Source organism: Eubacterium callanderi (assembly GCF_900142645.1).
Taxonomy (GTDB): Bacteria; Bacillota; Clostridia; order Eubacteriales; family Eubacteriaceae; genus Eubacterium; species Eubacterium callanderi.
The window spans coordinates 394,395-419,753 of record NZ_FRBP01000001.1 but is presented as its reverse complement, the minus strand read 5'-3'; the positions used below and the strand labels follow the sequence as shown (position 1 = coordinate 419,753).

24 protein-coding genes are annotated in these 25,359 nt (G+C 38.2%); 20 read left to right on the top strand and 4 right to left on the bottom strand.

Annotated elements, in window-relative coordinates; genetic code table 11:
* From BUC22_RS02170 to BUC22_RS02120, 10 genes are all read left to right on the top strand, one after another.
* Positions 1-693 (top strand): glucosaminidase domain-containing protein (locus BUC22_RS02170; protein ID WP_200805525.1); only part of this gene is annotated, 693 nt, incomplete at its 5' end.
* Positions 694-1,577: 884 nt separating this feature from the next.
* Entirely contained in the window at positions 1,578-2,552 is a 975-nt protein-coding gene (locus BUC22_RS02160; RefSeq protein ID WP_073382167.1) for a glycosyltransferase family 2 protein, read from the top strand.
* 79 nt (positions 2,553-2,631) lie between these two features.
* Positions 2,632-3,489 carry a glycosyltransferase family 2 protein gene (locus BUC22_RS02155; RefSeq protein ID WP_013382088.1) on the top strand — a complete coding sequence of 286 codons (858 nt, stop codon included), beginning with the start codon at positions 2,632-2,634 and terminating at the stop codon, positions 3,487-3,489.
* A 20-nt stretch (positions 3,490-3,509) separates the two neighbouring features.
* A complete protein-coding gene (locus tag BUC22_RS02150; RefSeq protein WP_038353063.1) occupies positions 3,510-4,907 on the top strand; it encodes an undecaprenyl-phosphate glucose phosphotransferase in 1,398 nt (465 codons plus the stop codon).
* A 27-nt stretch (positions 4,908-4,934) separates the two neighbouring features.
* Positions 4,935-5,288, top strand: coding sequence for an EamA family transporter (locus tag BUC22_RS22660; protein ID WP_073382164.1), 354 nt, complete (start codon positions 4,935-4,937; stop codon positions 5,286-5,288).
* Between the two features lie 10 nt (positions 5,289-5,298).
* Positions 5,299-6,027, top strand: a complete 729-nt coding sequence (locus BUC22_RS02140; protein ID WP_083591076.1) for a glycosyltransferase family 2 protein — start codon at positions 5,299-5,301, stop codon at positions 6,025-6,027.
* Positions 6,024-6,377, top strand: a complete 354-nt coding sequence (locus BUC22_RS02135) for a DUF2304 domain-containing protein (protein WP_073382162.1) — start codon at positions 6,024-6,026, stop codon at positions 6,375-6,377. Before BUC22_RS02140 ends, BUC22_RS02135 begins: the two co-directional genes overlap by 4 nt.
* A 9-nt stretch (positions 6,378-6,386) precedes the next feature.
* Positions 6,387-7,574 carry a UDP-galactopyranose mutase gene (glf, locus tag BUC22_RS02130; protein WP_073382159.1) on the top strand — a complete coding sequence of 396 codons (1,188 nt, stop codon included), beginning with the start codon at positions 6,387-6,389 and terminating at the stop codon, positions 7,572-7,574.
* Between the two features lie 13 nt (positions 7,575-7,587).
* Complete coding sequence (locus BUC22_RS02125) at positions 7,588-8,634, top strand: glycosyltransferase family 2 protein (protein ID WP_073382157.1); 1,047 nt, start codon at positions 7,588-7,590, stop codon at positions 8,632-8,634.
* A 74-nt stretch (positions 8,635-8,708) separates the two neighbouring features.
* A complete protein-coding gene (locus BUC22_RS02120) occupies positions 8,709-10,241 on the top strand; it encodes a DUF2142 domain-containing protein (RefSeq protein WP_073382155.1) in 1,533 nt (510 codons plus the stop codon).
* Between the two features lie 367 nt (positions 10,242-10,608).
* On the opposite strand, the gene galE is transcribed toward BUC22_RS02120, so the two are convergent.
* The gene (gene galE, locus BUC22_RS02115) at positions 10,609-11,574 is read right to left on the bottom strand and encodes a UDP-glucose 4-epimerase GalE (protein ID WP_073382154.1); all 966 of its coding nucleotides are present in this window, start codon (positions 11,572-11,574) and stop codon (positions 10,609-10,611) included.
* Positions 11,575-11,604: 30 nt separating this feature from the next.
* Positions 11,605-12,843, bottom strand: a complete 1,239-nt coding sequence (locus tag BUC22_RS02110) for an LCP family glycopolymer transferase (RefSeq protein WP_073382152.1) — start codon at positions 12,841-12,843, stop codon at positions 11,605-11,607.
* 214 nt (positions 12,844-13,057) lie between these two features.
* Between BUC22_RS02110 and BUC22_RS02105 the strand changes: the two genes are divergently transcribed.
* The 5 genes from BUC22_RS02105 (at position 13,058) to BUC22_RS02085 (ending at position 17,562) form a co-directional block, all read left to right on the top strand.
* Positions 13,058-13,624, top strand: coding sequence for a hypothetical protein (locus BUC22_RS02105; protein ID WP_073382151.1), 567 nt, complete (start codon positions 13,058-13,060; stop codon positions 13,622-13,624).
* A 4-nt stretch (positions 13,625-13,628) separates the two neighbouring features.
* Positions 13,629-15,143, top strand: a complete 1,515-nt coding sequence (locus BUC22_RS02100; RefSeq protein WP_073382149.1) for a hypothetical protein — start codon at positions 13,629-13,631, stop codon at positions 15,141-15,143.
* Positions 15,144-15,369: 226 nt separating this feature from the next.
* Positions 15,370-16,149: a transporter substrate-binding domain-containing protein gene (locus tag BUC22_RS02095; protein ID WP_038353055.1), complete on the top strand. Its 780-nt coding sequence runs from the start codon at positions 15,370-15,372 to the stop codon at positions 16,147-16,149.
* A gap of 38 nt (positions 16,150-16,187) precedes the next feature.
* The gene (locus BUC22_RS02090) at positions 16,188-16,853 is read left to right on the top strand and encodes an amino acid ABC transporter permease (protein WP_038353054.1); all 666 of its coding nucleotides are present in this window, start codon (positions 16,188-16,190) and stop codon (positions 16,851-16,853) included.
* Positions 16,834-17,562 carry an amino acid ABC transporter ATP-binding protein gene (locus tag BUC22_RS02085; protein ID WP_013382081.1) on the top strand — a complete coding sequence of 243 codons (729 nt, stop codon included), beginning with the start codon at positions 16,834-16,836 and terminating at the stop codon, positions 17,560-17,562. The genes BUC22_RS02090 and BUC22_RS02085 overlap by 20 nt, the downstream gene beginning before the upstream one ends.
* Before the next feature lie 93 nt (positions 17,563-17,655).
* On the opposite strand, the gene BUC22_RS02080 is transcribed toward BUC22_RS02085, so the two are convergent.
* Positions 17,656-18,900 (bottom strand): glycosyltransferase family 2 protein, encoded by a 1,245-nt coding sequence (locus BUC22_RS02080; protein WP_013382080.1) that lies wholly within the window; start codon positions 18,898-18,900, stop codon positions 17,656-17,658.
* Positions 18,901-19,348: 448 nt separating this feature from the next.
* On the opposite strand from BUC22_RS02080, the gene BUC22_RS02075 reads away from it, so the two are divergent.
* From BUC22_RS02075 to BUC22_RS02065, 3 genes are read left to right on the top strand one after another with little or no spacing between them, the layout of a single operon-like run.
* Complete coding sequence (locus BUC22_RS02075) at positions 19,349-19,942, top strand: ECF transporter S component (RefSeq protein ID WP_013382079.1); 594 nt, start codon at positions 19,349-19,351, stop codon at positions 19,940-19,942.
* Positions 19,943-19,961: 19 nt separating this feature from the next.
* Positions 19,962-20,933, top strand: coding sequence for a P1 family peptidase (locus BUC22_RS02070; protein WP_013382078.1), 972 nt, complete (start codon positions 19,962-19,964; stop codon positions 20,931-20,933).
* A 16-nt stretch (positions 20,934-20,949) separates the two neighbouring features.
* Positions 20,950-21,774 (top strand): Cof-type HAD-IIB family hydrolase, encoded by an 825-nt coding sequence (locus BUC22_RS02065; RefSeq protein ID WP_073382148.1) that lies wholly within the window; start codon positions 20,950-20,952, stop codon positions 21,772-21,774.
* Positions 21,775-21,786: 12 nt separating this feature from the next.
* Here BUC22_RS02065 and BUC22_RS02060 read toward each other — a convergent pair whose 3' ends face one another.
* On the bottom strand, positions 21,787-22,176 hold the full coding sequence (locus tag BUC22_RS02060) for a DUF488 domain-containing protein (RefSeq protein WP_013382076.1): 390 nt from the start codon (positions 22,174-22,176) through the stop codon (positions 21,787-21,789).
* Positions 22,177-22,297: 121 nt separating this feature from the next.
* Here BUC22_RS02060 and BUC22_RS02055 point away from each other — a divergent pair, with 121 nt between their 5' ends.
* Both BUC22_RS02055 and BUC22_RS02050 read left to right on the top strand, forming a co-directional pair.
* The gene (locus BUC22_RS02055; RefSeq protein ID WP_013382075.1) at positions 22,298-23,941 is read left to right on the top strand and encodes a DEAD/DEAH box helicase; all 1,644 of its coding nucleotides are present in this window, start codon (positions 22,298-22,300) and stop codon (positions 23,939-23,941) included.
* 31 nt (positions 23,942-23,972) lie between these two features.
* Positions 23,973-25,337, top strand: a complete 1,365-nt coding sequence (locus BUC22_RS02050; RefSeq protein WP_227209311.1) for an MATE family efflux transporter — start codon at positions 23,973-23,975, stop codon at positions 25,335-25,337.
* Positions 25,338-25,359: the final 22 nt, after the last annotated feature.

Genomic DNA, 25,359 nt, shown 5'->3' with positions numbered 1-25,359 from the left:
ACCATTAATCTCAAAGACCATGGCTACGACGTGGGGAAATATTACGCCGATGTCTATGGAACCGACAGTAATGGAAAACAGGTATACCTGGGTGGTGCGACTCAGAACGTCGAAAAGATAGACAACGAAAATAATGGAATGAACACAACTTCTATTATAGGGTTAAGCCCTGTATCCTCCCAGCAGCTAGTTAATCTCTATAATTCTACAGGTAATACCTTCCCATCATATTACACAGAAAATGGAAGAAACGTAGACCTTAACCGTTTCGCACAACTTTACATCGAAGAAGCAAACGCCGAAGGCATTCGTGCAGACGTAGCTTTTGCTCAAGCCATGAAAGAAACCGGTTGGTTAAAATTTGGTGGTCAAGTAAGCATTAGTCAATTCAATTTTGCTGGCCTTGGGGCTACAGATGATGGCGCTGCGGGCATGAGTTTTGCTCAGAAATATGGAGACAATGAAAATGGTATCCGCATGGGAATTCGTGCGCAGATACAACATTTGAAGGCTTATGCATCAACAGAACCTTTAAATAATGCTTGTGTTGATGAAAGATTTAACTTGGTTAAGCGAGGCTGCGCCCCATATGTTGAATGGTTAGGACAAAAAGAAAATCCTAATGGATATGGATGGGCAACCGGAGCAAACTATGGTCAGGGAATTATTGACATTATGAACAGAATTCCATAAATTAAACAAAAACCTGTAAGACGTCAAAATCTTACAGGTTTTATTTTTTAGTAAAATCATCGGATCAAGTACTAAACCTATCTATTTTTTAAAAAGAGTATTAATTAAGAGTATAACATAAAGATTTATAATGAAACAAAAGAGGTTAACAATTATTTTGGAGAAATAATTACTAATGTCGATTAGATTTTGCAGATTCGTTTTTAGATATCAAAGATTTCAATCTGTGGATAACCCTGCACTCAGGAATAAGTATATATATAATAATATATTATTTATAATATTATTAATGGCGGACATATATGACCGCGATTCTGCCGCTATTTTGGCGATTTTGGCATTATCGCGGACAGATCTGTCCGCTTTACAATTTTTGACACCATTTATCCACAAAATACTGGAAAATAAAAATTCTTAAAAAATGCCTGAATTAAGAAGAGAAAGAAGCAAAAAGGAACAGAATCATGAACATGAGAAAAAAAGCGCTTAAACGCATGCTCATGCTTGAAATTTGATAATGTATGGTTGCTGGTTAACATACAAATGTCAATGATAAGTAAAATATTAAAAATCATCATCACAGATTTTAAAAACAAGGGGAACTGTTTTTTGAAACAGAAGAAAGCAGGCAGCGGCCCCCTTTATTAATATATAATAATATATAAAAATTATAATGTTATAGTTATTTATGTCGACACAGGTGTCGGTGATTTCGCGTCCATTTTCGCTTTTTTGCCTAAATTGCCGACATATATGACGGTTACGCCTGTGGATATCTTTTTATCCACAGGGAAAAATAAAGCTTATTGCATTAAAAATATCCGTTTAGAATTTTATTGCATCCTTCATTTATCTAGGATATGATAATACCATGGAGAATGTATATGAGTAAAGAAATATCAGTTGTTATCCCTAATTTTAACGGGGAAGCGTTTTTAGAAAATTGTCTCAACAGTTTGAAAGAGCAGTCTTTCAAAGATTTTGAGATCATTATTGTCGATGACTGCTCGACCGACGATAGTCTGATTATCTTAAAGAATCATCCAGAGATTCGACTGATCCTTAATGAAAAAAATTCTGGATTTGCGGTTTCTGTGAACAATGGCATTCGCGCTGCCAGGGGCAGATATGTGCTGCTGCTAAACAATGATGTGGTGGTGGCAGATGATTTTGTTGAAAAGCTCTATCAGGCTATTGACAAGGATAAACGGATATTTTCCGTTTCTTCACGGATGATTCGCTATTATGAACGCGATAAAATCGATGATACCGGAGATTTTTATAATATCTTAGGCTGGGCTTATAAACGCGGTGATGGGAAGAACGTTTCCCGATTATTGAAGCCAACCAGTATTTTCAGTACCTGCGCCGGCGCAGGCATTTACAGAAAAAGTATTTTTGATGAGATCGGCTTGTTTGATGAGCATTATTTTGCCTACCTTGAAGATGTGGATGTCTCTTATCGAGGACGCATTTACGGCTATAAGAATCGTTATGAGCCATCTGCCATCTGCTATCATATCGGCAGCGCGACAACAGCGAATGGCAATAAGTATTCAGAATTTAAGGTTAAAATTTCGGCCAGGAATAACATTTATACGGCTTATAAAAATATGCCATTTTTACAGATGGTGATCAATTTTATTTTTTTAGCATTGGGTTTTTTAATCAAGGGTGCAATGTTTTCGGTGTCGGGATATGGAAGAATTTATTGGTCTGGTATTAGAGAAGCGTTTTTAAGTTTAAATAAAGTTCAGAAAACACCCTTCAAAATGCGCCGTATTCTTAACTATATCAAGATAGAGGGGATGTTATTCTGTAATGTATTCCGATATTTATTTGAAAAAATATCGAAGTAAGGCAAATGGAAGATGCAAATTTGTTACATTTATGATATACTGTTAAAATTGACAAGAAGTATGTACGAATGGAGCATTTATGGATTTATCAATTATTATTGTTAATTATAAAACAGAAGAATTGACCACTAATTGTCTGTCTTCAGTGTATGAGAGCCATTTGCAGGAGGTCGACTTTGAGGTGATCGTCGTGGATAATGCTTCTTGTGACGGCAGTATTGAAGCCGTTGAAAGGAAGTTTCCACAGGTGAGCATCATTAAAAATAAAGAAAACCTGGGCTTCTCAAAGGCGAATAATATTGGTATTCACAAAGCAAAGGGAGATTATATTCTGCTGTTAAATTCAGATACAATCGTTGAACCGAATACCCTTAAGAAGTCGCTGTATTTTATAAAAACGAGACCTCAGGTGGGAGCGTTAGGCTGCAAAGTGCTTCTGGAAAATGGGCAGCTGGACGCAGCGTGCAAGAGAAGCTTTCCGACGCCGGCTAACGGTCTATACCATTCATTTAAGCTGGATAAACGCTTCCCCAAAAGCCAGCGGTTTGGTGAATACAATTTAACCTTTGTTAATCCGGATAAAATATGTTCAGTGGATTGCGTAATGGGGGCGTTTATGCTTGTTCCCAGGAGTGTGATCGACCGTGTCGGGCTGCTGGATGAGGATTATTTTATGTACGGTGAGGATATTGACTGGTGCTACCGCATTAAGCAGGCTGGATATCAGATCATTTATTATCCAGAAGTACGCATTTTTCATTATAAAAAGGCCAGCGGGATTGGGAAACGCAATCCTAAAGTGATCGAAGCATTCTATGATTCAATGATTATTTTTTATAATAAACATTATCAGGGGAAATACAGTAAAGTTACAACAGGTACTGTATTTCTTGGAACAAAAATAATGAAAAAAATTGCGTTGGCAAAAAACCGATAATCTAAGAGGAGATAATAGCTGTGATAAAAAGTAATCAACATTTTTTTAATTTTCTGCTGGTTGTTTTTGATGCCGTTGTCGTCAGCGGCGCGCTTCTTTTGGCCTGGTATATTCGGTTTGTTTCCCCGTTTTTTACGGATGGCGTGCGCACAATGCATTTCGAGGCTTATGTTGGTCTGTTGATTTTTATCATACCTGTTTACCTGATTTTGTTTCTTATCTTTGGTTTGTACAAACCGTATCGGAAGCAGCGCTTTTTTAAAGAGTGCCAGGAGATTATATTGTCTAATGTCATTGGAATTTTAATCGTAATGGCGGTTTTATATACAGAGAAGAGCATCCACTTTTCAAGGTATATGCTCGGACTTTTCTTTCTGTTCTCCATTGTAATCATGTCTCTGGAGCGGGGCACCATTCGAAAAGTGCTTCGAATGATGCGTGAGCGCGGTTATAACATTAAATATATTATCATAGTGGGGGCCGGCGCCCTGGGACAGGCTTTTGCGGATAAAGTATTAGGAGACCGGCAGCTTGGCTACAAAATTTGCGGTTACGTTGACGATTATTATCCGAAGAGTGATAAAAATGGCCTGCCGATTTTGGGAACCACAAAAGAAATGAATGATATACTGGAAGAATTTCGTGTGGATGAAGTCATTATTGCGCTGCCAAATACCAGCTTTAAGCGCATCAATGATGTGATCGACAAATGCGAGTATCAGGGTATAAAAACACAGGTTATCCCAGATTACTTTAATCTGGTCCAGGGATCCAGGCCAGCCTTTGATGAGCTTGACGGTATCCCGTTGATTAACACGCGGTATATACCGCTGGATGAGCCCTTTAATAAGTTTGTCAAAAGGGCGCTGGATATTCTTTTGTCGGGCACATTTTTAATCGTCTTTTCATGGCTCTATCTGATTTTAGCGATTCTGGTTAAGGTAACCTCTCCAGGACCTGTTATTTATAAGCAGATCCGTGTGGGCATGAACAGAAAGGAATTTTATATCTATAAATTCCGCTCAATGCGAAATGATATTCCAGAAAAGGGCGATCAGCTCTGGACCACCGAGGATGACCCGAGAAAGACGAAATTTGGCTCCTTTATTCGGAAAACAAGTCTGGATGAGATTCCACAGTTTTTTAATGTGTTAAAGGGAGATATGAGTATTATCGGCCCAAGACCAGAGCGGCCGTTCTATGTGCAGCAGTTTAAAGATGAAGTGCCCAAGTATATGATTAAGCATCATGTAAGACCGGGAATTACCGGCTGGGCACAGGTAAACGGATGGCGCGGGGATACTTCAATTGTGGAGCGGATTAACTGCGATATTGAGTATATTGAGAAGTGGTCGTTGTTGCTGGATGTGAAGGTGTTTTTTATGACGTTTGGGGCACTGGTTAAGAATGCTTATTAAAATTTGAAGGAGAGTATAAAAAAGTAGATGATTTATTTCGCTGTATTTATTTATTTGTGTTGCAGTGTTGGTGGTTTAACGTTGGTTAAAGTGGGAGCAGAACATAATAATTTTGCTCTGAATCCTGGATTTTTTAATTTATCATTATCATACGCAACTCTAATTGGATTGTGTTTGTATGTGGTAAGTTTTGTGATGTGGATAGTAATTGTGCAGAAGTTTAATTTAAGCTATATTCAACCTATTACAACTGGATTATCGTATATTTTAATTATTGCGGCATCCATTTTTATTTTAAAAGAGAGCATATCACTTTTTCAGTGGATCGGCTTGGCTTTTATACTAATCGGCGTAGTTTTCATGAATCTAAAAGTACATTAGGAGAAGAGTAGTGAACAAAGTATTAATGATCGTTCCATCTTATAACGAAGAGTTAAACTTAAAAACAGTCGCAAATGATATAAAAGAAAATTTTAGTGAAGCAGATATTCTGTTTATAAATGACTGTTCTAAAGATGATACGCTAAATGTAATAAAAAGTATTGAAGGAGTTTCATATTTAGATTTACCGATAAATTTAGGATATTCCTATGCGGTGCAGACAGGGCTTAAATATGCTGCGCAAGAAGATTATGATTATCTTATTCAATTTGACGGTGATGGACAACATCTGGCTTCAGAAGCAAAAAAAATGTATGAACATGCATTAGAGACTGAGGCAGATATTGTTATTGGTTCTCGTTTTTTATCAACAACGAACTACCAGCATTCGTTTTTTAGAAAGGTGGGGACAAAACTTTTTCAAATTATCATTAAAATGTTAACAGGGAAAAAGATATATGATCCTACTTCAGGATTGCAAGTTCTAAAAAGAAAAGTTTTTGCACCGTTGTCTAAAATTTATGCTTATCCAGAATTTCCAGATGCTAATTTATTGATCGAACTGATATATCAAGGATATAGCATTGAGGAAATGTCTGTTCAAATGAAGAACAGAGAGTTTGGAGAAAGTATGCATGGTGGGATAATAAAACCGATTAAATATATGTTTAAAATGTTTTATTATATTATTATGGTTTTTTTCAATAACTTGACTGGTAAAAAGAAGGTGAAAAAATGATAACACGTGTATTTTTTATTATAATTGCTATTATTTTAATCATGTATATTTATCATAATGTTAAGAAGAATATGTTATCACAGGATGAGAGTATTCTTTGGATAATTGGTGCCTTTTTTATATTAATACTGAGTATATGGCCAAATATCGTAATTTGGCTTGCTGATATAGTCGGGATCGCTTATCCTCCTTCATTTTTGTTTTTAATAACATCGGTGTTTTTAGTAGTATTTCTTTTTAGAAACAGCCAACAGATTAGCGTTTTAAAAGAAAAAAATAAAGAACTTATACAAGACACTGCTTTGTTGGAAAAAAGAATAAGAGAATTAGAGAAAAAGGGAAAAAATTAGGAGAATAGAATGAAAGAGTTAAATTTTGAAAAGTATGACGCCGTTGTGATCGGCGCAGGTTTTGCAGGTAGTGTTGTTGCGAGACAATTGGCAAATCGTGGTAAAAATGTAGTGATTATTGATAAAAGAAGCCATATTGGTGGAAATATGTATGAAATGTATAAGAAGAATGGAATAAGGGTGCATCTGTATGGCCCTCATATCTTCCATACAAATAATCAACAAGTATTTGACTATTTGAAAGAGTTCAGTGAATTTTACAAGTATGAGCATAAAGTGTTGGGAAAGATTGATGAAAAATTAGTTCCAATTCCGTTTAACTTCACTTCATTAGAAATGCTTTTTAGTGAAAATGACGCTGTAGAAATTAAAAATGCTCTTTTGGAAAATTTTCCTAAAAAGAAAAAAGTTTCCATTTTAGATTTAAAGAATCATCAATCACTAATCATCAAAAAATTTGGAGAGTATGTATTTGAGAAAGTGTTTGTTCATTACACTGCTAAACAATGGGGCGTTCCAGTTGAGTGTGTGGATACCTCTGTTATAAATCGTGTTCCAGTTGTTTTAGGATATGATGACCGGTATTTTGATGATTCAATTCAATTTATGCCTTTAAATGGATTTACCGATTTATTTGAACGTATGCTGGACCATTCTAATATAAAAATAGTTTTAAATAAGAATGCATTAGATATAGTAAAATTAGACATAGTAAATAATAACATTTTGATTAACGACAAGGTTTATTCTGGAACTTGTGTTTTTACGGGTGCTGTTGATGAATTGTTGAACTTTAAATATGGTGCATTGCCTTATCGTTCATTGAATTTAGTATTTGAAGATTATGATACTGATTTTTATCAAACTAATTCCGTAGTAAACTATCCAAATGAAGAAGAGTTTACACGCATAACAGAATTTAAATATCTTACAAAACAAAATTTACAAAATAAAACAACTATTTTGAAGGAATATCCACTTAAATTTGACGAAAGAATGGCGCAAAAGAGAGATCCATACTATCCAATTACAAATCAAGAAAATAATGAAAAATATAATCTATATAAGGATCATATTGATAAGATATCTAATTTATATTTAGTAGGACGTTTGGCGGAATATAAATATTATAATATGGATAGCGTCATTGATCAGGCCCTCATGTTATGTGATCAGATAGAAAATAATAAAAAATAAGGAAAGCTATATTATGAATAAGATTAAAGTTAGTATTATTGTACCAGTATATAAGGTTGAAAAGTATTTAAGAAGAAGTATGGATAGCCTGGTAAATCAGACATTAGAAGAGATTGAGATAATATGTATCAATGATGGTTCGCCAGATAATTGCTTGGAGATTTTAAAAGAATATAAAGAGAAATTTTCCAATAAAAATATAGTAATTATTGATAAAAAAAATGAGGGGGTATGGAAGGGCAGATTTGATGGAATAAAAGCAGCAAAAGGTGAATACATAGGCTTTACAGATTCAGACGATTACGTTACATTAGATTATGCTGAAAAACTATATAATGCTGCCAAGTCTTCTCAAGCTGATATTTCTGTTTGTGGGTTCTATCGTGTCGATGTAGAAACAGAACATATTTTTTCAACTGAAATGACGCAATTTGCAGGTAAAATTATTGATATGAAAAGGAACCCTGAGGATATTCTTTCTGTCAATACATCTCTGTGGAATAAAATATATAAATCTGAATTATTGAAAAATATGGAAAATTTAGAAATACCACCTAAAATATTGGATGATATGATGTTTTTACTTTTGATATACCTAAATGCTAACCGTATTACGTTTATTAAAGATCCAATGTATTATTATATGATTAGACAGGACTCTATTATGGGTCAAATAAGAAAAGAGCAAATTGAATCGACTGAAAAAGCGATGGTCGAGGTGAAAAACATTTACTTAAGGTCAAAGAGTGGGAAAACATTAATACCAGTCATTGATGCAATGGCTTTTTTGCATTTTGGGATTTCATTGATGTTTCGAATTTCATATGATAAAAATAGTAATTTAAAAGAAGAGTTGAAAAATAATGCCGCTTTTCTAAATGCATATTTTCCGGATTGGAAAAATTCTGAATATCTTAAAATTAGCTATGTTCTAGCGCACCATAACAACAATTTAAAGGTAGCTATTGTCAAAAAGTTTTATAAAATACATCTATATAGGGCTTTTCTTTGGTTTTATAGGTTGATAATTGACAAAATGAAAATTGATATAAAGTGGTGATATATATTTTTGAAACCATTTATTGATTTGAAACTATTTATTGAAAAGAAAGAGGTTGGAGGAGCGTAAAAGTTATGAATAAGCAAGAGATTAAAGAGTATGCTAATAAAGGGAGGGAAAGACTAGGATCTAGGAAGTGGATCATTTTACTTTTTTTATTGTCTATATTTTTAGGAACTGTTGGAATAACTGAAATAGGGGAAGTGACGAATTTATATTCGTACAAACATATTCTTGTGCTTTTTTCGATTTTTTGTGGTGGAACATTATGTATATTATTTTATTCTGACAGAAAGCATCTTCATAATCTTGTGTGTATTATTGTTTTAGTTTTTGGTTTAATAAATAGCATTGTAACTCCGATATTAGACAGCCCCGATGAGCCTATACATTTTAGAAGGGCGGAACTTACATCAAGAGGTGATTTCTTTCCTAAGATCATTAATGAACAGGGGTATATGACAATACGATCAGTTATCGATATTGAAAATGAACATGGAAAATCGCTTTCAAGTGCGAAAAAAGAGAATATTAATTATGATCAGGCACAAGTAACTCATGTTGCTGATAGTAATTTTTTTCTGGGATATATTCCGCAGGCAATTGGAATTTTAGTGGCAAAGATTTTACATTTATCTGAGATTTGGATGGTGCTGTTAGGAAGAATAATGAATGTTTTATTAGCAGCAGTTATTGCCAGATATGCTGTGAAAATTGTAAGAGGATTTAAAATACCTATTATGGCGGTGTGTTGTATGCCGATGGCATTGTATCAAGCATCATCGTTAAGTATAGATTGTACGATAAATTATTTTTCGATTTTAACGGTTGCATACTTTATCAAGCTATATGAAGCAGGAGAAAAGTCAATAAGTCGATGGCAAATTTGTTGTTTTTTATTACTCTGTTTTGTAGCCGGCATCTCAAAAATAACATATATGGCGTTAGCTTGTTTAATAATATTATTGCCAAAAAAGAACTTTAGATACTCTAAAGATTACAAATATATTTTTATTGCTATATTAGGTATGGGAGCTATTGCTGTTCTTTGGTATATCTATACACTTAATTTACCTAAAATTGTAAATGAACAAAATAGTTATCTTGTTCAAAACAATGTTAATATTACAGGACAAGTTGTATTTATAATGAACAACTTTATTCAAGTCTTGCACATGCTTTTAAGGGAGTTATTTGCCAATGGACAACAAATTTTTAATGGTTTCTTTACATTTGGCTGGTTATCATATGGCGCCCCATTGCTTGCTTATTTATATAGTTTATTCTATGGATCAATACTTTTGTTGTATCCTAATACTGTAATATTTAATAAAAAAGTAAGAATTGGTATTGTTGGAATCTGTGTTCTTATTTTTATTGCAACAGAAATAATTATGTATTTAACATGGACCGGAGTAGGATCTTTGAGTGTAGCAGGTGTACAAAGTAGATATTATTTGCCATTATTAGTTTTATTACCGATGGCTACTAATTTTAATTTAACAATAGCAAAAAATGGAAAAAATCTTGAATTATACTATGTTACTGGTATGGTTTTTTTCGTATCTTTTATGATTATAACTACAATGGTACACTACTATAGTTAAAAACGCTCTTTATTTAGGAAGAAAGTATTAATAATTTTTAAAGGTAAAGTAAGTATGGACTGAATATTGCTTTGGAATTACAATTTTATAGAGTTCTGATTACAGTCAAAGCCTGAATAAAAAAATTATAGATTGTGTTCAAAGATCATGGTTCAAAGAGACGTTTTGTTACATGAAAAGGCTCAATTGTCGAGATATTTTCTGGGTTTTCTGAGGTAAATCCCAGAAAATATGATTTTGTTTTGTTGGAATGTTTTATTAGAAATAGAAAAGATGAATGTTTTAGACATAAAGTCATTTATCTATGTCTAAAAATGAGATTTTTCTCTGTAAAAAAGAGAGGGAGAAAAGAAATAACTCCCCTTCTTTATTGATTTTTATAATACCAAGCCGTCTCAATAATCTTCTCAACATCCGTATAAACGGGCATCCATCCAAGCTCTGTCTTTGCTTTTTCGCTGGACGCTATTGAGCATGCAATATCCCCATCACGGCGTGGGGATATTTTTGTTGGGATTGGATGGCCTGTAACTTTTCTTGCTGCTTCAATCATTTCCAACACCGAAAATCCCTGGCCATTACCCAGATTATAGATTGCGCTTTCATTTTTCAATAATTTGTTAATTCCTAAAATGTGTGCATCCACGAGGTCTACGACATGAATAAAGTCACGGATTCCTGTCCCATCTTTTGTATCATAATCATTGCCGAAAATACCGACAAAATCTCGCTCACCGGAAGCAACTTCTAAAATGATAGGGATTAAAGCAGTGTTTTTCTTTACATTCTGCCCAATTGGATATTTTTCATGTGCGCCGGCTACATTGAAATAGCGAAAAACACAATAATTTAAGCCATGAGCTTTTCGACAATCGTCTAAAATTCGTTCTACAAAGGCTTTTGTTGCACCATAAGGGCTGATGGGGTCCAGGGGATCCTTTTCTTCAACAGGAACTTTTTCAGTATTCCCATAAACAGCAGCTGTGGAGGAGAAAATGATATTTTTCACATTGTTTTCTAACATTGTTTGAAGTAACGAGATAGTACCATAAACATTATTGTCATAATATTTAAGAGGATTTTCTTCACTGTCAGCTACAACAATATCTGCTGCAAATTGCATGACAACATCAATTTTTTCTTTTTTGAAAATTTTATCTAAATCTTTTTTATTTCTTATATCACATTGATAAAATGAGGCTCTTTTATCAACAGCCCATTGATGTCCAGTTGACAGGTTATCAACAACGACTACATCATATTGTTTATCCAACAGCTGTACAACAGCGTGGCTACCAATGTAGCCAGCGCCTCCGGAAACTAAAACTTTCATTCACACTACTCACTTTCTTAAATTAATTTTCTACCACACATACTCAATCTCATCACTAATATCCTGCGCCGTCCCAGATGGCGTATAGTCCGTTTCATAAACAAACTGGTACCATTCCTTAATATTATCTACCAGGGTTACAGGAAATACATAAGATACATCGCCAAGCATGCCAGTATCAACATAACCTTCAGCTGGAATTTGTTCCTGATGGATGGCGTGATCCTTCATGAACATGACATTGCCGGCGTATTTGAGAATCTCTGTTTTGCTTAATGAGGTTTCAACATAGGGCATAACTTTTGTCAGTAAACTGTATTGTTCCAATGGATTTAAGTCCATTGCCTTGGCCATGACCTGTTCGAAAACCTTTCTCTGGCGAAGTGTACGGTCGAAGTCTCCGTTTCCAACATAGCGGACACGACAGTAGGCCAGTGCCTGGCTTCCGTCTACAACCTGTGATCCTGTACTTTCAAGGAAAGGAGAGTTTGTTTTTACTTTATCATTGACATCCATCAAATACTGATTAACCCAATAAAGCTCATCTTCATTTTCAATATCAATAGTGACGCCGCCAACGGCGTTTACCATGGCAACCATGGCAGTAAAATCAATGGTCACATAATCGGTGATGGCAGTATCAAAATTCTGGTTGATGGTTTTAAGCGCCAGCTCGGGGCCGCCAAAGGAATAGGCAGCGTTGAGCTTGTCATAGCCGTAATCTTTATTGATGTATACATAGGTATCCCGCATTAATGAGGTTATTTTCAGTTTATTGTGTTCGAAATCGGCCGAGGCAATCATCATGGAGTCGGACCGGCTGCCGTCCACATCGTCGCGCCCGTCGACACCGAAGATCGCCACATTGACAATACGGTGGTTTAGGGCCATATTGGCGGCGTTTGAACTGATATTATATTGGGAGACCTTTCCGGTCAGATCTTTGTTTAAATTGCCAAATTTGATGATAGTAGCGGCATATGCTCCTGCTCCGATCAACAGCACAAGAAGTAAAATTAATGCTTTCTTAAAAAATCCTCTTTTTTTCCTGCGTTTTTTGGGTAAAGTATCATTAGAACTGCGTCTTCGTTCATCGATTCTCTGTGGTGGGCGGGATGGACGGGAAGAATTGCTTCTGGAACCCTGGCTCTGAGATGGCCGGCTGTTTCCAGAACGTCCTGAAGGGCGCGAAGGCGCCTTTTTTGAAGGGGAAGAGGGCCGTTCGCCACTTCTTCGGTTTCCAATAACGCTTTTGTTTCGTTTTTCCATGGGGACCTCTCAATTGCTAATTAAATATGTTTTTTTCTTTATGACTGTGTTATTATACCATAATGGAGAAAAATAATAAAATTTCAATGATATTTTTTGACAAAGACATTATACTTTTACTAAGAATTTTGTTATAATAGACTATGAATAAATATTAAACCTTAAAAAGCAGTGCCGAAAATGGTAATAGAAAGAAAATAGGGAGTGGACTTGTATGGATAAGAATACCCAGGATAGAGGACAATCTTTTGACCGTGTAGAGTCGCGTATTGAGCTTTTAGAAAAGCAGCTGATGGAAAAAGATGAGGAATTAAAAAAATTACTCAATGTGTCAAAGGACAAGGATGAGAAGATTGCGAAACTGCAGGAGGGTGTTGATGGAGAAACGAGGGACACGTTCGTGCCGGTGTTTAAGGAATCGTCCGAAGAGCAAGAGTGTCCGTGCGGCGATGATGAGCCGGAAAGTCATATCGACGACAATGATATGCCCGAAGGCTTGAAGAAGCAGATCAAGGTCATTGAAAAACGGGAACAGATGGTCAAGGAAATGCTGGATGTTCTTGAGGATGCTTTTGATGAGCTGAAACAGAGAAACGAAGCTTTGAACAAAAAAGAAGAGACCCTCAATCGAGAATACCTCAAGCTATTGGAAATTGAATCGATGTATAAGGGAACAGACAAGCTTGCAGATTCTTTAGGTTCGGTACTTCCATCCTTTGGTTTGAATGAGCAGAAGGACAAAAATACGGAAGCGGTTACCGAAGAAAATATTGAGGAGTGAAGATATGGCAGAAAAAAGTGAAAAATTAGGATTACTACTGCTTTTTGATTGTATTGCAGTTATTTTATCAACATACGGTGTTTTGTTACTCTTTCAGTTTGTAAGCCACGATGTGGATACAAATGTCATGATTGTTTCCTGTTTCTTTGCGGGAATTAAAATTTTGATGATGGGGATTGGCGATATTACAGGTCTGTCGAAAAAATTGGTTATCGCGATTGTGTTTATCGTTGTGGCCGACATTATCGTTTTTGGGATCAATTACTTTATGGCCTTCAGTATATCATCAAAATTATTGCTGATCACTGCAGTAGCAGACATTGTGGTTATTCTGATCAGTCACTTAATCTGGGGAAAAGTATTTGGTGTTTCAGGACACAGCGAAAAAAAGGAACGAAAAGAATGGCTCAGCAACCGTGATGAAGACCAGGACGAAGAAGAATATGACGACATTTTTGAGTCTCTGGTTACAAAAGACGGTAACACAGATGAGATTGACACTGCGGCCGTAAACGCGGGGATTGAAGAGCCCTACGAAGAGGAAGAATCTTTATTTGAGGACGATGGAGAGTTCGAGGATGAAGAGTTTGAAGATTTTGAGGATGAAGAGCTCTTTGAAGAATATGATGAAGACGAAATTGAAGAAGAATACTTTGAAGAAGTCGAGGAATCCATTGAGGAAGCTGACGAAGAAGAGGACGATGAGGATACCTATCTTGACGAGGAAGCCTTTAAATCTCTTTTAATCAATGACGATGACCTGACGAGCCTTGAGCCTGAGGAAATCGACAATGATGATGTTGAAGAGATAGTTGCAGAGGAAGAGCTGCCTGAAGAAGTCATTGATGAAGAAGTTGAGACGGAAGTGGCAGAAGAAATTGAGGAAGAGCCAACCGTTGATGAAAAAGCTGCTGAGGACATTTCGGAGGAAGAGGCAGATGATAATGAGGCCGTTTCAGTGGCCGATCTTTTCGGCGCCGGGACAGCTTCTGCTGATCAACTTGACAGCGCGATATCACCAGAGCAGAAAGAAGATTTTGCCGCCATCGAGGAACGTTTAGGCGCGCTGCTTACAGAGATTAATTCTTCGACTAAAGGAACTGAAAAGCTTCAGAAAACAGTTAGCGACTTTAAGCAGGAGCTGGACAATTTAACGCCAATTACAACGGATACCGATATTTTGAAAACAGGTGATGTTATCCGCGATAAGCTTAAAACAATTATTGACAAGCAGTTTATCGTTGATGAGGTTCTGGATGACTTGATCCGCCTGTCTAAACAGATCAATAAACGGATTGATGATCTGGATACCATCGAAGCGGATCTTACCCGCCGTAAGGAAATCCTGGATCAGAAGGAGCTCATGTATATGAGCCGTAAACCGGTTGAATTTGAGGATGTCGAGGTACAGATTTTACCGGATGAGGTACTGCTTGAGAGTGATGATTCTGAAATTATCATTGACCAGGGAGACCTTGAAGCCATTAAGCAGTACTTAAAAGAGCATCCTGATTTATAAAATCAAACAAAAGGCTATTGGATTTTTCCAATAGCCTTTTGTTATGTTTGACGTCAATTTGGGTAAAAACTTTAAAGAATTTTATACCGAACTTAAGCTTGTTTTTTTAGAGTTTAAGCAGTATAATTATTATTTACCCTGAGTCGGAGATTTTTTTTCGTTGCGTATTTTCTGAAAAAATGATATACTTTTAACAATAAGTATCTATAATCCAGGAGGAAAAGAAATGAAGAAACTCAAAATGTTTGGTATTTTGGCATTAGCCGCAGTAATGACTTTTTCTTTGGCTGCTTGTTCAAGTGGCGGAAGCTCAAGCGGAAGTGACGGGGCAAAAAAATATATCATTGCAACCGATACAACCTTTGCGCCATTTGAATTTGAAGATGAATCCGGTAACCGTGTAGGTATCGATATGGATTTATTAAAGGCGATTGCTGAAGATCAGGGCTTTGAATATGAGCTGCAGCCACTTGGCTTTGATGCGGCTGTTACCGCTCTTGAATCAGGACAGGCCGATGGCGTTATCGCTGGTATGAGTATTACCGAAGAACGTCAGAAAAAATATGATTTCTCTGATCCTTATTTTGATTCAGGCGTTGGTATGGCTGTAAAATCTGACAATGACACCATTAAATCTTACGATGATTTAAAAGGAAAAAATGTCGCGGTTAAGAATGGTACTGAAGGCTCTAAGTATGCCGAATCCATTAAAGACCAGTATGGCTTCACCATTACCTCTTTCCCGGAATCTGCAAATATGTATGAAGATGTTAAATCAGGTAACTCTGTAGCCTGTTTCGAAGATTACCCGGTACTAGGCTATGCAATCGCAAAAGGCCAGCCATTAAAACTAGTTGGTGATTTACAGGCTGGTAACTCTTACGGGTTTGCTGTACAGAAGGGCAAGAATGCAGAATTGCTTGAAATGTTCAATACTGGCTTAAAGAACATGAAAGACAATGGTAAATATCAGGAAATTTTAGATACTTACATCAAAACAAATTAATAATTTAATGGCCTAAAATAATTCCAGGAGGTTTTTGAATGAGTATTTTTGAACTATTTGCTCAAACCTATCCTCGTTTATTACAAGGTCTTTGGATGACGATCGAACTGACCCTGGTATCGCTGCTGATCGCAGCGGTGCTAGGGCTTCTCTTTGGTTTGTTATCTGTTTCAAGGACTACTTTTTTACGGGGAATTTCACGTGTATACATTGATATTATCCGTGGTACACCATTAATTGTACAGGTATTTTTTATTTATTTTGGGATACCAAGCGCACTGAATATGCGTTTAGATGCCTTTATAGCTGGTGTTATCGCATTGAGCCTGAATGCCGGCGCCTATACCGCGGAAATTGTCAGAGGCGGGATTCAGTCCATTGACAAAGGGCAGATGGAGGCAGCCAGAAGCCTTGGCCTTCCCTACACTATGGCAATGCGCAGAGTCGTTTTACCTCAGGCGATCAAAACAATGATCCCGGCGATTGTAAATCAGTGTATTATCACATTAAAGGACAGCTCTTTGGTTTCTGTTATTGGTTTAGCAGAATTAACCCAGACTGGACGTTTAATCATTGCCAATAATTTTGAATCCTTAAAAATGTGGATTATCATTGGTGTCATGTATTTTATCCCGATTATGATTCTGTCAAAGGTTTCGAGTCATATTGAAAGGAAGATGAGCTATGGCAAAAGTAAAAATTAGTAATCTCAAAAAGAGCTTTGGTGATTTAGAGGTTTTAAAGGACATTAATCTGGAGGTAGAGGAAGGTGAGGTCATCTGTATTATCGGCCCGTCAGGCTCTGGTAAAAGCACAATGCTGCGCTGCATCAATGCGCTTGAAGAGGCAACCAGTGGTACGATCGTGGTGGACGGCAACGAGATAACCGGAAACCATGCAAATATTAACCTCTACCGCCGGAATATCGGAATGGTATTCCAGCAGTTTAACCTTTTCCCCAATATGTCTGTTTTAAAAAATATTACCTTTGCACCGGTCGCTTTAAAAATTATGGATAAGGCTAAAGCAGAGGAAGTAGCACAAGGGCTTTTAAAAAGGGTTGATATGGTCGCTAAGGCGGACGCCTATCCAGGGCAGCTCTCCGGTGGACAGCAGCAGCGTGTGGCCATTGCCAGGGCGCTGGCAATGAACCCGGATGTTATGCTGTTCGATGAACCAACAAGTGCTCTTGACCCGGAAATGGTTGGAGAAGTTCTCAATGTAATGAAACAGCTGGCACACGAAGGGATGACCATGGTTGTGGTTACCCATGAAATGGGCTTTGCCAGAGAGGTTGCAGACCGTGTTATCTTCATTGATGAAGGTTATATTGTGGAACAGGGACCACCAAGTGAAGTGTTTGGAAATCCACAGAACGAAAGAACCATTAATTTCTTGAATATGGTCCTGTAAAAAGGAACCGTCTTTTAACTGCAAAAGACGGTTCCTTTTTTTGTGCTGTCATCTGAAAAACGCCCCGTTGTATTACATCGGGGCGTTGATAGTTTATTTATTAAGCTGTAATTGTGAGAGCTTCAAGCTCTGAGTATGTTCGATCGGTTCCCAGGTTTCAATCGGCTTGACAAAGCAGAGGACATTAATCGGTATCCATGAAAACAGGAAGAACCAGAAAGAGAAAAATGCTTTGCCGGCGACTTCTTTTATTTTGTGGTGTTCAAGCTTAACGACCATTGCGGTAAAGAGGAAGCTGATAATAACACCGCCGACACCAAAGAGAATGGCAAAGGTGAGGGCATCAGACCAAACCTGTGTGTTAATGAGTAAAAGTGTCAGTACAACGAATGAACAAATTGTATAGATGCTGGTTAAAACTTGCATGAACGGAGCAAGAAGATATAAGATCATATCCACGCACATCCAGTTACGCGTTTTTTTGAAGTTTTCCCATAAGGGAGCTGAGTACTGTGAAAAACACTGGATCGTACCGGTAGACCAACGCTTGCGCTGCTTCCAGGAGGTTTCAAAGGTAATGGGGTGTTCGTCGAAGGTAAGGGCTTCAGGAACCCATGCGACGCGATACCCCTTCATAATGGATTGAGTGGTAAACTCAATATCCTCAGTCATACTGAAGGTTCTGAAACCGCCATCTTTTAAGACTTCGCGGGAAACCATAAAGCCGGTTCCGTTTAAAGCGGCGGACCAGCCGATCCCCTGTTTTGCAAGGTTCATAAAGCGGTTTAATGTCCAGTAAAAAATGGATTGACAGCCTGAGATCCAGGAGTCTGTTGGGTTTTTGCTGTCGCGGTAGCCCTGAGCAATTTTTTCTCCGTCACATAAAGCATTGTTCATTGCAGAGAAGAAATTTGGATCAACCAGATTATCAGCGTCAAAAACGCAGAAAGCATCAAAAACGTCATTATCTGCAAAGGTAGCATCAAAAAACTGTTCTAAAGCAGCGCCCTTTGAGCGCACTTCAGAGGTACAGTGGAATATTTTTGCGCCGTGTTTCCGGGCTACCTCTTCAGTATTATCTGTACAGTTATTTGGAATAACGTAGATATCAAATAAATCCTCTGGATAATTCTGTTCTTTTAACGTATCGATCAGATTCCCAATAACAAGGGATTCGTTTCTTGCGGCAATAACCGCGCACATGCGATTTTCAGGGGCATGCTGGTTGAACTTTGTGTGTTTACGGTATCCGGATATCCCTACGATTAAATAATAAATACCATAAGCAAAGAAAGGGACACCTAAAAGGAAAAGTAAAACATAAATTGTATCGACCATTTTATCCTCACTCGTTTCTTTCAAAATTTGAATTTAAACATGCCGCACTGTGTTGCGTTGAAAAGTCACTGTGTGGCATTTCTGGACAGTCTTCTTAAACTGTTAATATTCTATCATCATCTCAAAAACGTAGCAAGACAAAATTTAAAATATTCATAAAATTTTAAGGAAATGGAAAGGTTCATTTAATATAATGCTTTATTTACATGATGAAAATCGATTACAAACCTTTTAAGATAGTGATAAATTTAAAAAAGGCTTAAAGGCGGAGGATTGGCGTTAAGGATTAAAAAAGAAAATGTCAATCATTTTAAGTGCGTATTTTTGAAAAAACTTGGTTCGTTATTTTTAATGTGATAAAATAAAGCTACACAGGCGAGAATATGACGGTCTGTGAATAAATTAGACGCTGCATCTTTAAAAAGAGCGGCAGTTAGGAGTTTTTATTATGTCACAGGTAAACAAAAAGACTGCACAGATGACACAGCTTACATTGCTGATCGCCATACTGGTGGTACTTACCTTTACCCCACTTGGTTTTATTCAGATTCCTCCGGTTGCAATTACAATTTTGCACATTCCGGTGATTATCGGCGCTATTGCTATGGGGCCGGTTTGCGGTGGTATTTTAGGTTTGGCCTTTGGTATTCTAAGTATGCTTAAGGCTACATTTATGGGTGTTTCACCGGTAGATCTGATGTTTTCACCTTTTGCAAGCGGAGCCCCGATTCAATCTCTGATTATGTGTATTTTGCCGAGAGTTTTGTTGGGGGTGATTGCAGGATTGCTGTATGAAGCTTTAAAAAGCCGGCTGAGCAATGATGCTTTAAGCATAGGCATCAGCGCGGGTATAGCAACCTTATGCCATACAATCATGGTTATGGGGTGCTTATGGTTTTTCTTCAGCGCAATTCCGTTAAAGGAAGTTTTTTTAACCATTGTGGGCGTGAATGGTTTACTTGAGCTTGGCGTTGGCATTGTTATTACGATTGCCGTGTGTAAGCCATTAATGAAGTATTTGAAAACGAGGGTTGCTGTATAGCATCAGAAATGAGGTAACAATGCAGGAAATAAACCTTAATGATATTGAAAATATCCGAATCGGCCATGCGCAGGATATAGAAGGCGGGACAGGGTGCACCGTGATTATCAATGAACAGGGTGCACCTACAGGGCTTGATGTAAGAGGCGGAGGACCAGCCTCCAGAGAGAGTGAGCTTTTGAACCCGGTAGCTGCTGCCCAGGGAATCCATGCTGTTTTGTTAAGCGGCGGCTCTGCCTTTGGTCTGGACGCCGCCGGTGGCGTCATGCAGTATCTGAGTGAGCGCAACATTGGCTTTGATACGGGTGTGGCAAAGGTACCGCTTGTCTGCCAGTCGTGTATTTTTGATTTGGTTGTCGGCAAACCGAATGCGTACCCAGATAAAGCGATGGCCTATCAGGCATGCCTAGATTCAGAAAACAGAAAAAGCATACAGAATGGTAATATTGGAGCCGGAACAGGTGCGACCGTTGGCAAATATCGAGGAGTCCAGACGATGATGAAATCAGGCATTGGGACCTATGCCGTTAAGCTTGGCGATTTAAAGGTAGGTGCTATTGTCTCGGTCAACGCCCTCGGGGATATTTTTGATATTGAAAGCGGTGATAAGCTGGCAGGGATGCTCTCAGCAGACCTTTCTGAATTTGAGGATACCGAAGCCGCCATGTATGAGGATATTTCCTGCAAAGAGAATCTGTTTACTGGAAACACAACCATAGGTGCTGTGATTACCAATGGGAAATTTAATAAGGTTGAAGCAAAAAAAATAGCAGCAATGACCCATAACGGTTACGGACAGGCCATAAGGCCTGTCCATACCACAGCGGACGGCGACAGTATCTATGTCATGTCTGTGGGCGAGGTGGCTGCAGATATTAATGTGGTTGGAACACTGGCGGCACGCGTGATGGCGATGGCCATAAAAAAAGCAGTGCTCGAAACAGAACCATTATATGGGTTAAAAACAGCGTCAATGCTGTTACATAAATAAACGAAGGAGCATTTTCATGGCAATAAAAATGATCGTTACCGACTTGGATGGCACGCTTTTAAACACTCAGAATACAATCTCTGAGAAAAACAAAGCAGCTTTTAAAAAAGCTAAAGAAAAAGGGATCATTCCTGTAGTGGCAACAGGCCGGATTGATAAAGAAGGCTGGTTTGCCGCCGAAGCCATTGGAGGGACCGATTATATGCTCTCCGGTAATGGCGGCGTGGTTCGAGACTATAAAAAAGATATTGTGATCTTTGAGGATGCTCTTTCAAAAGAGATTATCAGACAGATAATTGAGCTGGTGGATCAGTACGATGGCATTTTTGTCCAGGCGCATACCATTCATGGATGTGTCTGTACAAAAAAAACATTTCCTGAAATGCCAACAGCAGGATGGGCCGATGAATATGTACGTCAATTTAAGGGACAGCAAATTGTGGTTGAGGATATCGAGGACTATTTAGATAAAAACCACTTGGAGGTCAGTAAATTTGTCATTTCATCCACCGACTTTGATAAATTGGATGAAGTCCAGAAAAGGGCGGGTGAAATTGTGGATTTAGTACCCTTGCGCCCAATGAACTATTGCCTTGAATGTATTCCAGAAGGGGTTGATAAAGGGTTAGGACTCACAAAGCTTTGCGAATATCTGGGAATAAGCCTTACAGAGGTCATGGTAATAGGAGATAGTGACAACGATTTGGAAATGATCGAAATTGCAGGAACAAAAATTGCCATGGGAAACGCTTATGACTGTGTCAAAACAATTGCGGACCATATCGTTTCTACAAATGATGAAGATGGTGTGGCAGAGGCCATTGAAAGATTTGCATTATAGAAAAACAAAGCGTCACGCTGCCCGTGGCGCTTTGTTTTTTTGAAAAAGTATTGTGTTCAAATAATCGGCCAGAATAACGGCCTGGTTTTGTTCCTTATTGTTTGCGGAATAGATTAAAGTAACATTTTCTTCCTTCAGACGCTTCTTCAAATCGGATAGAAAAGTTTTGACAGCCTGATTATTTTTAAGTTCTTCCAAATATTGCGATTTAAAGCTTTCGTATGAATCTTTTCCAGAATGAAAACGCCGGATCAATTCTTTGCTGGGAGCAAGTTCCTTTTTCCATATATCGACATTGGCGCTGGAGTGAGTAAATCCTCTGGGCCAGTAGCTGTCTACTAAAACGCGGTACCCATCCATAATGTTTTTGGGTTCATAGATGCGTTTTGTTTCAATCACCATTATCACTTCCTTAATCAATTAGAGTATTCTTATAAAAAATATACCCAAGTTTGACATAAAATTTGCTTTCTTTTGTTTTTTAGTTTATAATTAGATGTTATGTATTTAGAAAGGAAGTTATATGAAATTTAGAGAACTAGAGATTAACGAGCAATTGCTCAGGGCAATTGATGATATGGGATTTGTTGATATGACAGAAATTCAGGAACGCGCAATTCCCCGTTTGATGGAAGGCGGCGACCTTATTGGTAAATCCCAGACAGGAACAGGAAAGACAATGGCCTTTGCGATTCCTGCCATAGAGAAGATTGATCCAGAACTCAGAAAACCGCAGGTGCTGGTGCTGCTGCCGACACGTGAGCTGGCGCTGCAGGTTTCTGAAGAATTCAGAAAGGTTTTAAAATACAGCCACAGCATTAAAGTTGTTGCAGTGTTTGGCGGCGCTTCAATTGAAAACCAGATTCGTGATCTGAAATCCGGAGCACAGATTGTAGTGGGCACACCAGGACGTGTCATGGACCATATGCGTCGGAAAACTTTAAAATTCAACGCACTTACAATGGCAGTGCTGGACGAGGCGGATGAAATGCTGAATATGGGCTTCAGAGAGGATATTGAGCTCATTTTAGATGCGGTAGACCATGATGTTCAGACCGTTTTATTCTCGGCTACAATGCCAAAACCCATTTTAAAGATAGCGGAAACCTACCAGAAAAATCCGACAATGATTGAAATTTCGCCTAAAACAATGGTAGCGCCAAGTATTGAGCAGAAGTATTTTAATATTTCTGACCAGAATAAGTTTGAAGCCTTAACCCGTTTATTGGATGTCTATAAACCTCAACGCTCACTTATTTTCTGCAACACCAAACACTATGTTGACGAAATTACTGAAAATCTGCAGGAACTGGGGTATTCCGTAGACAAAATTCATGGCGATATGCGCCAGGTATCCAGACTCAATGTCTTAAAACGCTTTAGCCAGGGGCGGCTGAAAATTTTAGTAGCCACCGATGTAGCGGCCAGAGGGATTGATGTTGACGATGTGGATATTGTTTTTAACTACGATGTACCAGACAACGAAGAATACTATGTACACCGTATTGGCCGTACCGGACGTGCGGGGAAGAGCGGTCTTTCACTTACACTTGCCCGTTCAAGGGATCAGTTTAAGCTGCGAAAAATAACCGATTATACCAAGAAAAGCATCGAACGCGATTTAATTCCGACCAGTGAGGTGATCAATGATATTAAGATCGCCCATTTCAAGGAACGTTTTAAGCTAAAAGCCGAAAAGGGAGAACTGGAACGTTACATTGCGATCATTCAAGAACTTGAAGAAAAGGGCTACGAAGCAGAATTTATCGCCGCGGTTCTTTTACAAGCGCAGCTTCCTTTGTCAGATGCGGAAGATTTAAATACTGAGTTTAAAAAACGCGGGCGCCGGGAAGGCAGACGTGAAAGGGATGGAAAGCGCCGCAGAGAAGTAAAGGGCGGTAAAGGAAAATCCTTTGGCCCGGAAAAGACAAAACGTCTTTTTATCAGTGTTGGTGAGAAAGACAAGGTGCAGAAAAGAGATATTCTCGGCGCCATTTGCGGCGAGTGCAATATTGCGTCTTCGACAGTTGGAAATATTGATATGTATAATAAATTTACCTTTGTGGATGTGGATGTGGATGTCGCCAAAAAAGTAGAGAAAAAACTGAATGGTAAAATGATTAAAGATCATAAAGTAAAAGTTGAAATTTCCAAAAAGAAAAAGTAAAATTCGTTAAAAGTGAGGGGGAAGTGTTTTGGTGGAAGAACAACAGTTACAGCATGAAAACAAGATGGGGACGATGCATATCCCCCAATTACTTTTTAGTATGGCTCTGCCGGCAATTATCTCAATGTTTGTACAGGCGATGTACAACATCGTAGACAGCGTCTTTGTCGCGCAGACAGGGGAAAATGCTCTCACTGCTGTTTCTCTGGCGTTTCCGGTGCAGATGCTGATTGTATCCTGCTTTGTAGGTATGGGTGTAGGGATTAATTCCGGTATTTCCAGACGCCTTGGTGAAAAAAAACACCGCGAGGCAGAAATGGTAGCGGAACATGGCTTTCTGGTCGCAGTGATTTTATCTTTAGCCGCAGCCGTTTTAGGCGCTGTTTTTTCGAATATTTTTGTAAAAATGTTTACGGATAATCCGGAAATTATTAAGGGATGTACAGATTATCTGCTGATCGTTACAATTTTCAGCTTTGGAAGCATTATTACGCAGGCTGGTTTCAGCACACTGCAGGGCTCCGGCGATATGATTCAGCCAATGATCGGTCAGCTGATCGGGGCAATCACGAATATTATTCTGGATCCGATTATGATTTTCGGGCTTTTGGGATTTCCGGCTCTGGGTGTTACAGGAGCCGCCATCGCAACGGTTACAGGCCAGATCATTGCAATGGTCTATATTTTGATTGTGGTCCTGAAGCGGAAAAAAAACCTTCTAAAGCTTCATTTTCGTTCTTTTAAATACCGCGGGGCTATCATGAAGGATATTGCTGTGGTAGGGCTTCCGTCTGCGATCATGCAGGGAATTGGTTCTTTCATGGTGACGGGCTACAACCTGATTTTAGCTGGATATGGTATGACCGCTGTAGCGGTTTTTGGTGTTTATTTTAAAGTGCAATCCTTCATTTTTATGCCGATTTTTGGCCTTGGACAAGGAGCGATGCCAATTTTTGGATATAATTACGGAGCTCAGAATGCAAAGCGGTTCAAAGAGACATTAAAAGTCTCTATTCTGACGAGCTTGGTCATTATGTTTGTTGGGGTTCTTTTGTTCCAGCTTTTCCCAGCCCAGATTTTTATGCTTTTCAATGCATCGGAAGAAATGACGGCGATTGGGATTAATTGTTTCAGAGCAATAAGCCTTGCATTTCCGCTCGCGGGGATATCCATTATGCTAAGTACTTCTTTTCAGGCGATGGGAAAATCCTATCTCAGTATGATTTCCTCTTTTTTGAGACAGATGATTTTCTTACTGCCCTTTTCCTATCTATTCTCCTTAATCGGAGGTTTGGATACGGTTTGGTATGGTTTTATCGTTTCTGAGATTGCCTGTCTTGTTTTTGAAGTTATCGTGTACCGGCATTATAAAAAGAAAGTTTTAGACCGCTGGTAAAATGATACGTTGAGGGATGCTA

Coding starts and splice junctions, on each gene's coding strand:
- BUC22_RS02155 (WP_013382088.1), top strand. CDS start 2,632: ATGGATTTATCAATTATTATTGTTAATTATAAAACAGAAGAATTGACC.
- BUC22_RS02055 (WP_013382075.1), top strand. CDS start 22,298: ATGAAATTTAGAGAACTAGAGATTAACGAGCAATTGCTCAGGGCAATT.
- BUC22_RS02105 (WP_073382151.1), top strand. CDS start 13,058: ATGGATAAGAATACCCAGGATAGAGGACAATCTTTTGACCGTGTAGAG.
- BUC22_RS02120 (WP_073382155.1), top strand. CDS start 8,709: ATGAATAAGCAAGAGATTAAAGAGTATGCTAATAAAGGGAGGGAAAGA.
- BUC22_RS02085 (WP_013382081.1), top strand. CDS start 16,834: ATGGCAAAAGTAAAAATTAGTAATCTCAAAAAGAGCTTTGGTGATTTA.
- BUC22_RS02075 (WP_013382079.1), top strand. CDS start 19,349: ATGTCACAGGTAAACAAAAAGACTGCACAGATGACACAGCTTACATTG.
- BUC22_RS02080 (WP_013382080.1), bottom strand. CDS start 18,900: ATGGTCGATACAATTTATGTTTTACTTTTCCTTTTAGGTGTCCCTTTC.
- galE (WP_073382154.1), bottom strand. CDS start 11,574: ATGAAAGTTTTAGTTTCCGGAGGCGCTGGCTACATTGGTAGCCACGCT.
- BUC22_RS02065 (WP_073382148.1), top strand. CDS start 20,950: ATGGCAATAAAAATGATCGTTACCGACTTGGATGGCACGCTTTTAAAC.
- BUC22_RS02160 (WP_073382167.1), top strand. CDS start 1,578: ATGAGTAAAGAAATATCAGTTGTTATCCCTAATTTTAACGGGGAAGCG.
- BUC22_RS02135 (WP_073382162.1), top strand. CDS start 6,024: ATGATAACACGTGTATTTTTTATTATAATTGCTATTATTTTAATCATG.
- glf (WP_073382159.1), top strand. CDS start 6,387: ATGAAAGAGTTAAATTTTGAAAAGTATGACGCCGTTGTGATCGGCGCA.
- BUC22_RS02060 (WP_013382076.1), bottom strand. CDS start 22,176: ATGGTGATTGAAACAAAACGCATCTATGAACCCAAAAACATTATGGAT.
- BUC22_RS02070 (WP_013382078.1), top strand. CDS start 19,962: ATGCAGGAAATAAACCTTAATGATATTGAAAATATCCGAATCGGCCAT.
- BUC22_RS02110 (WP_073382152.1), bottom strand. CDS start 12,843: ATGGAAAAACGAAACAAAAGCGTTATTGGAAACCGAAGAAGTGGCGAA.
- BUC22_RS02125 (WP_073382157.1), top strand. CDS start 7,588: ATGAATAAGATTAAAGTTAGTATTATTGTACCAGTATATAAGGTTGAA.
- BUC22_RS02095 (WP_038353055.1), top strand. CDS start 15,370: ATGAAGAAACTCAAAATGTTTGGTATTTTGGCATTAGCCGCAGTAATG.
- BUC22_RS22660 (WP_073382164.1), top strand. CDS start 4,935: ATGATTTATTTCGCTGTATTTATTTATTTGTGTTGCAGTGTTGGTGGT.
- BUC22_RS02090 (WP_038353054.1), top strand. CDS start 16,188: ATGAGTATTTTTGAACTATTTGCTCAAACCTATCCTCGTTTATTACAA.
- BUC22_RS02100 (WP_073382149.1), top strand. CDS start 13,629: ATGGCAGAAAAAAGTGAAAAATTAGGATTACTACTGCTTTTTGATTGT.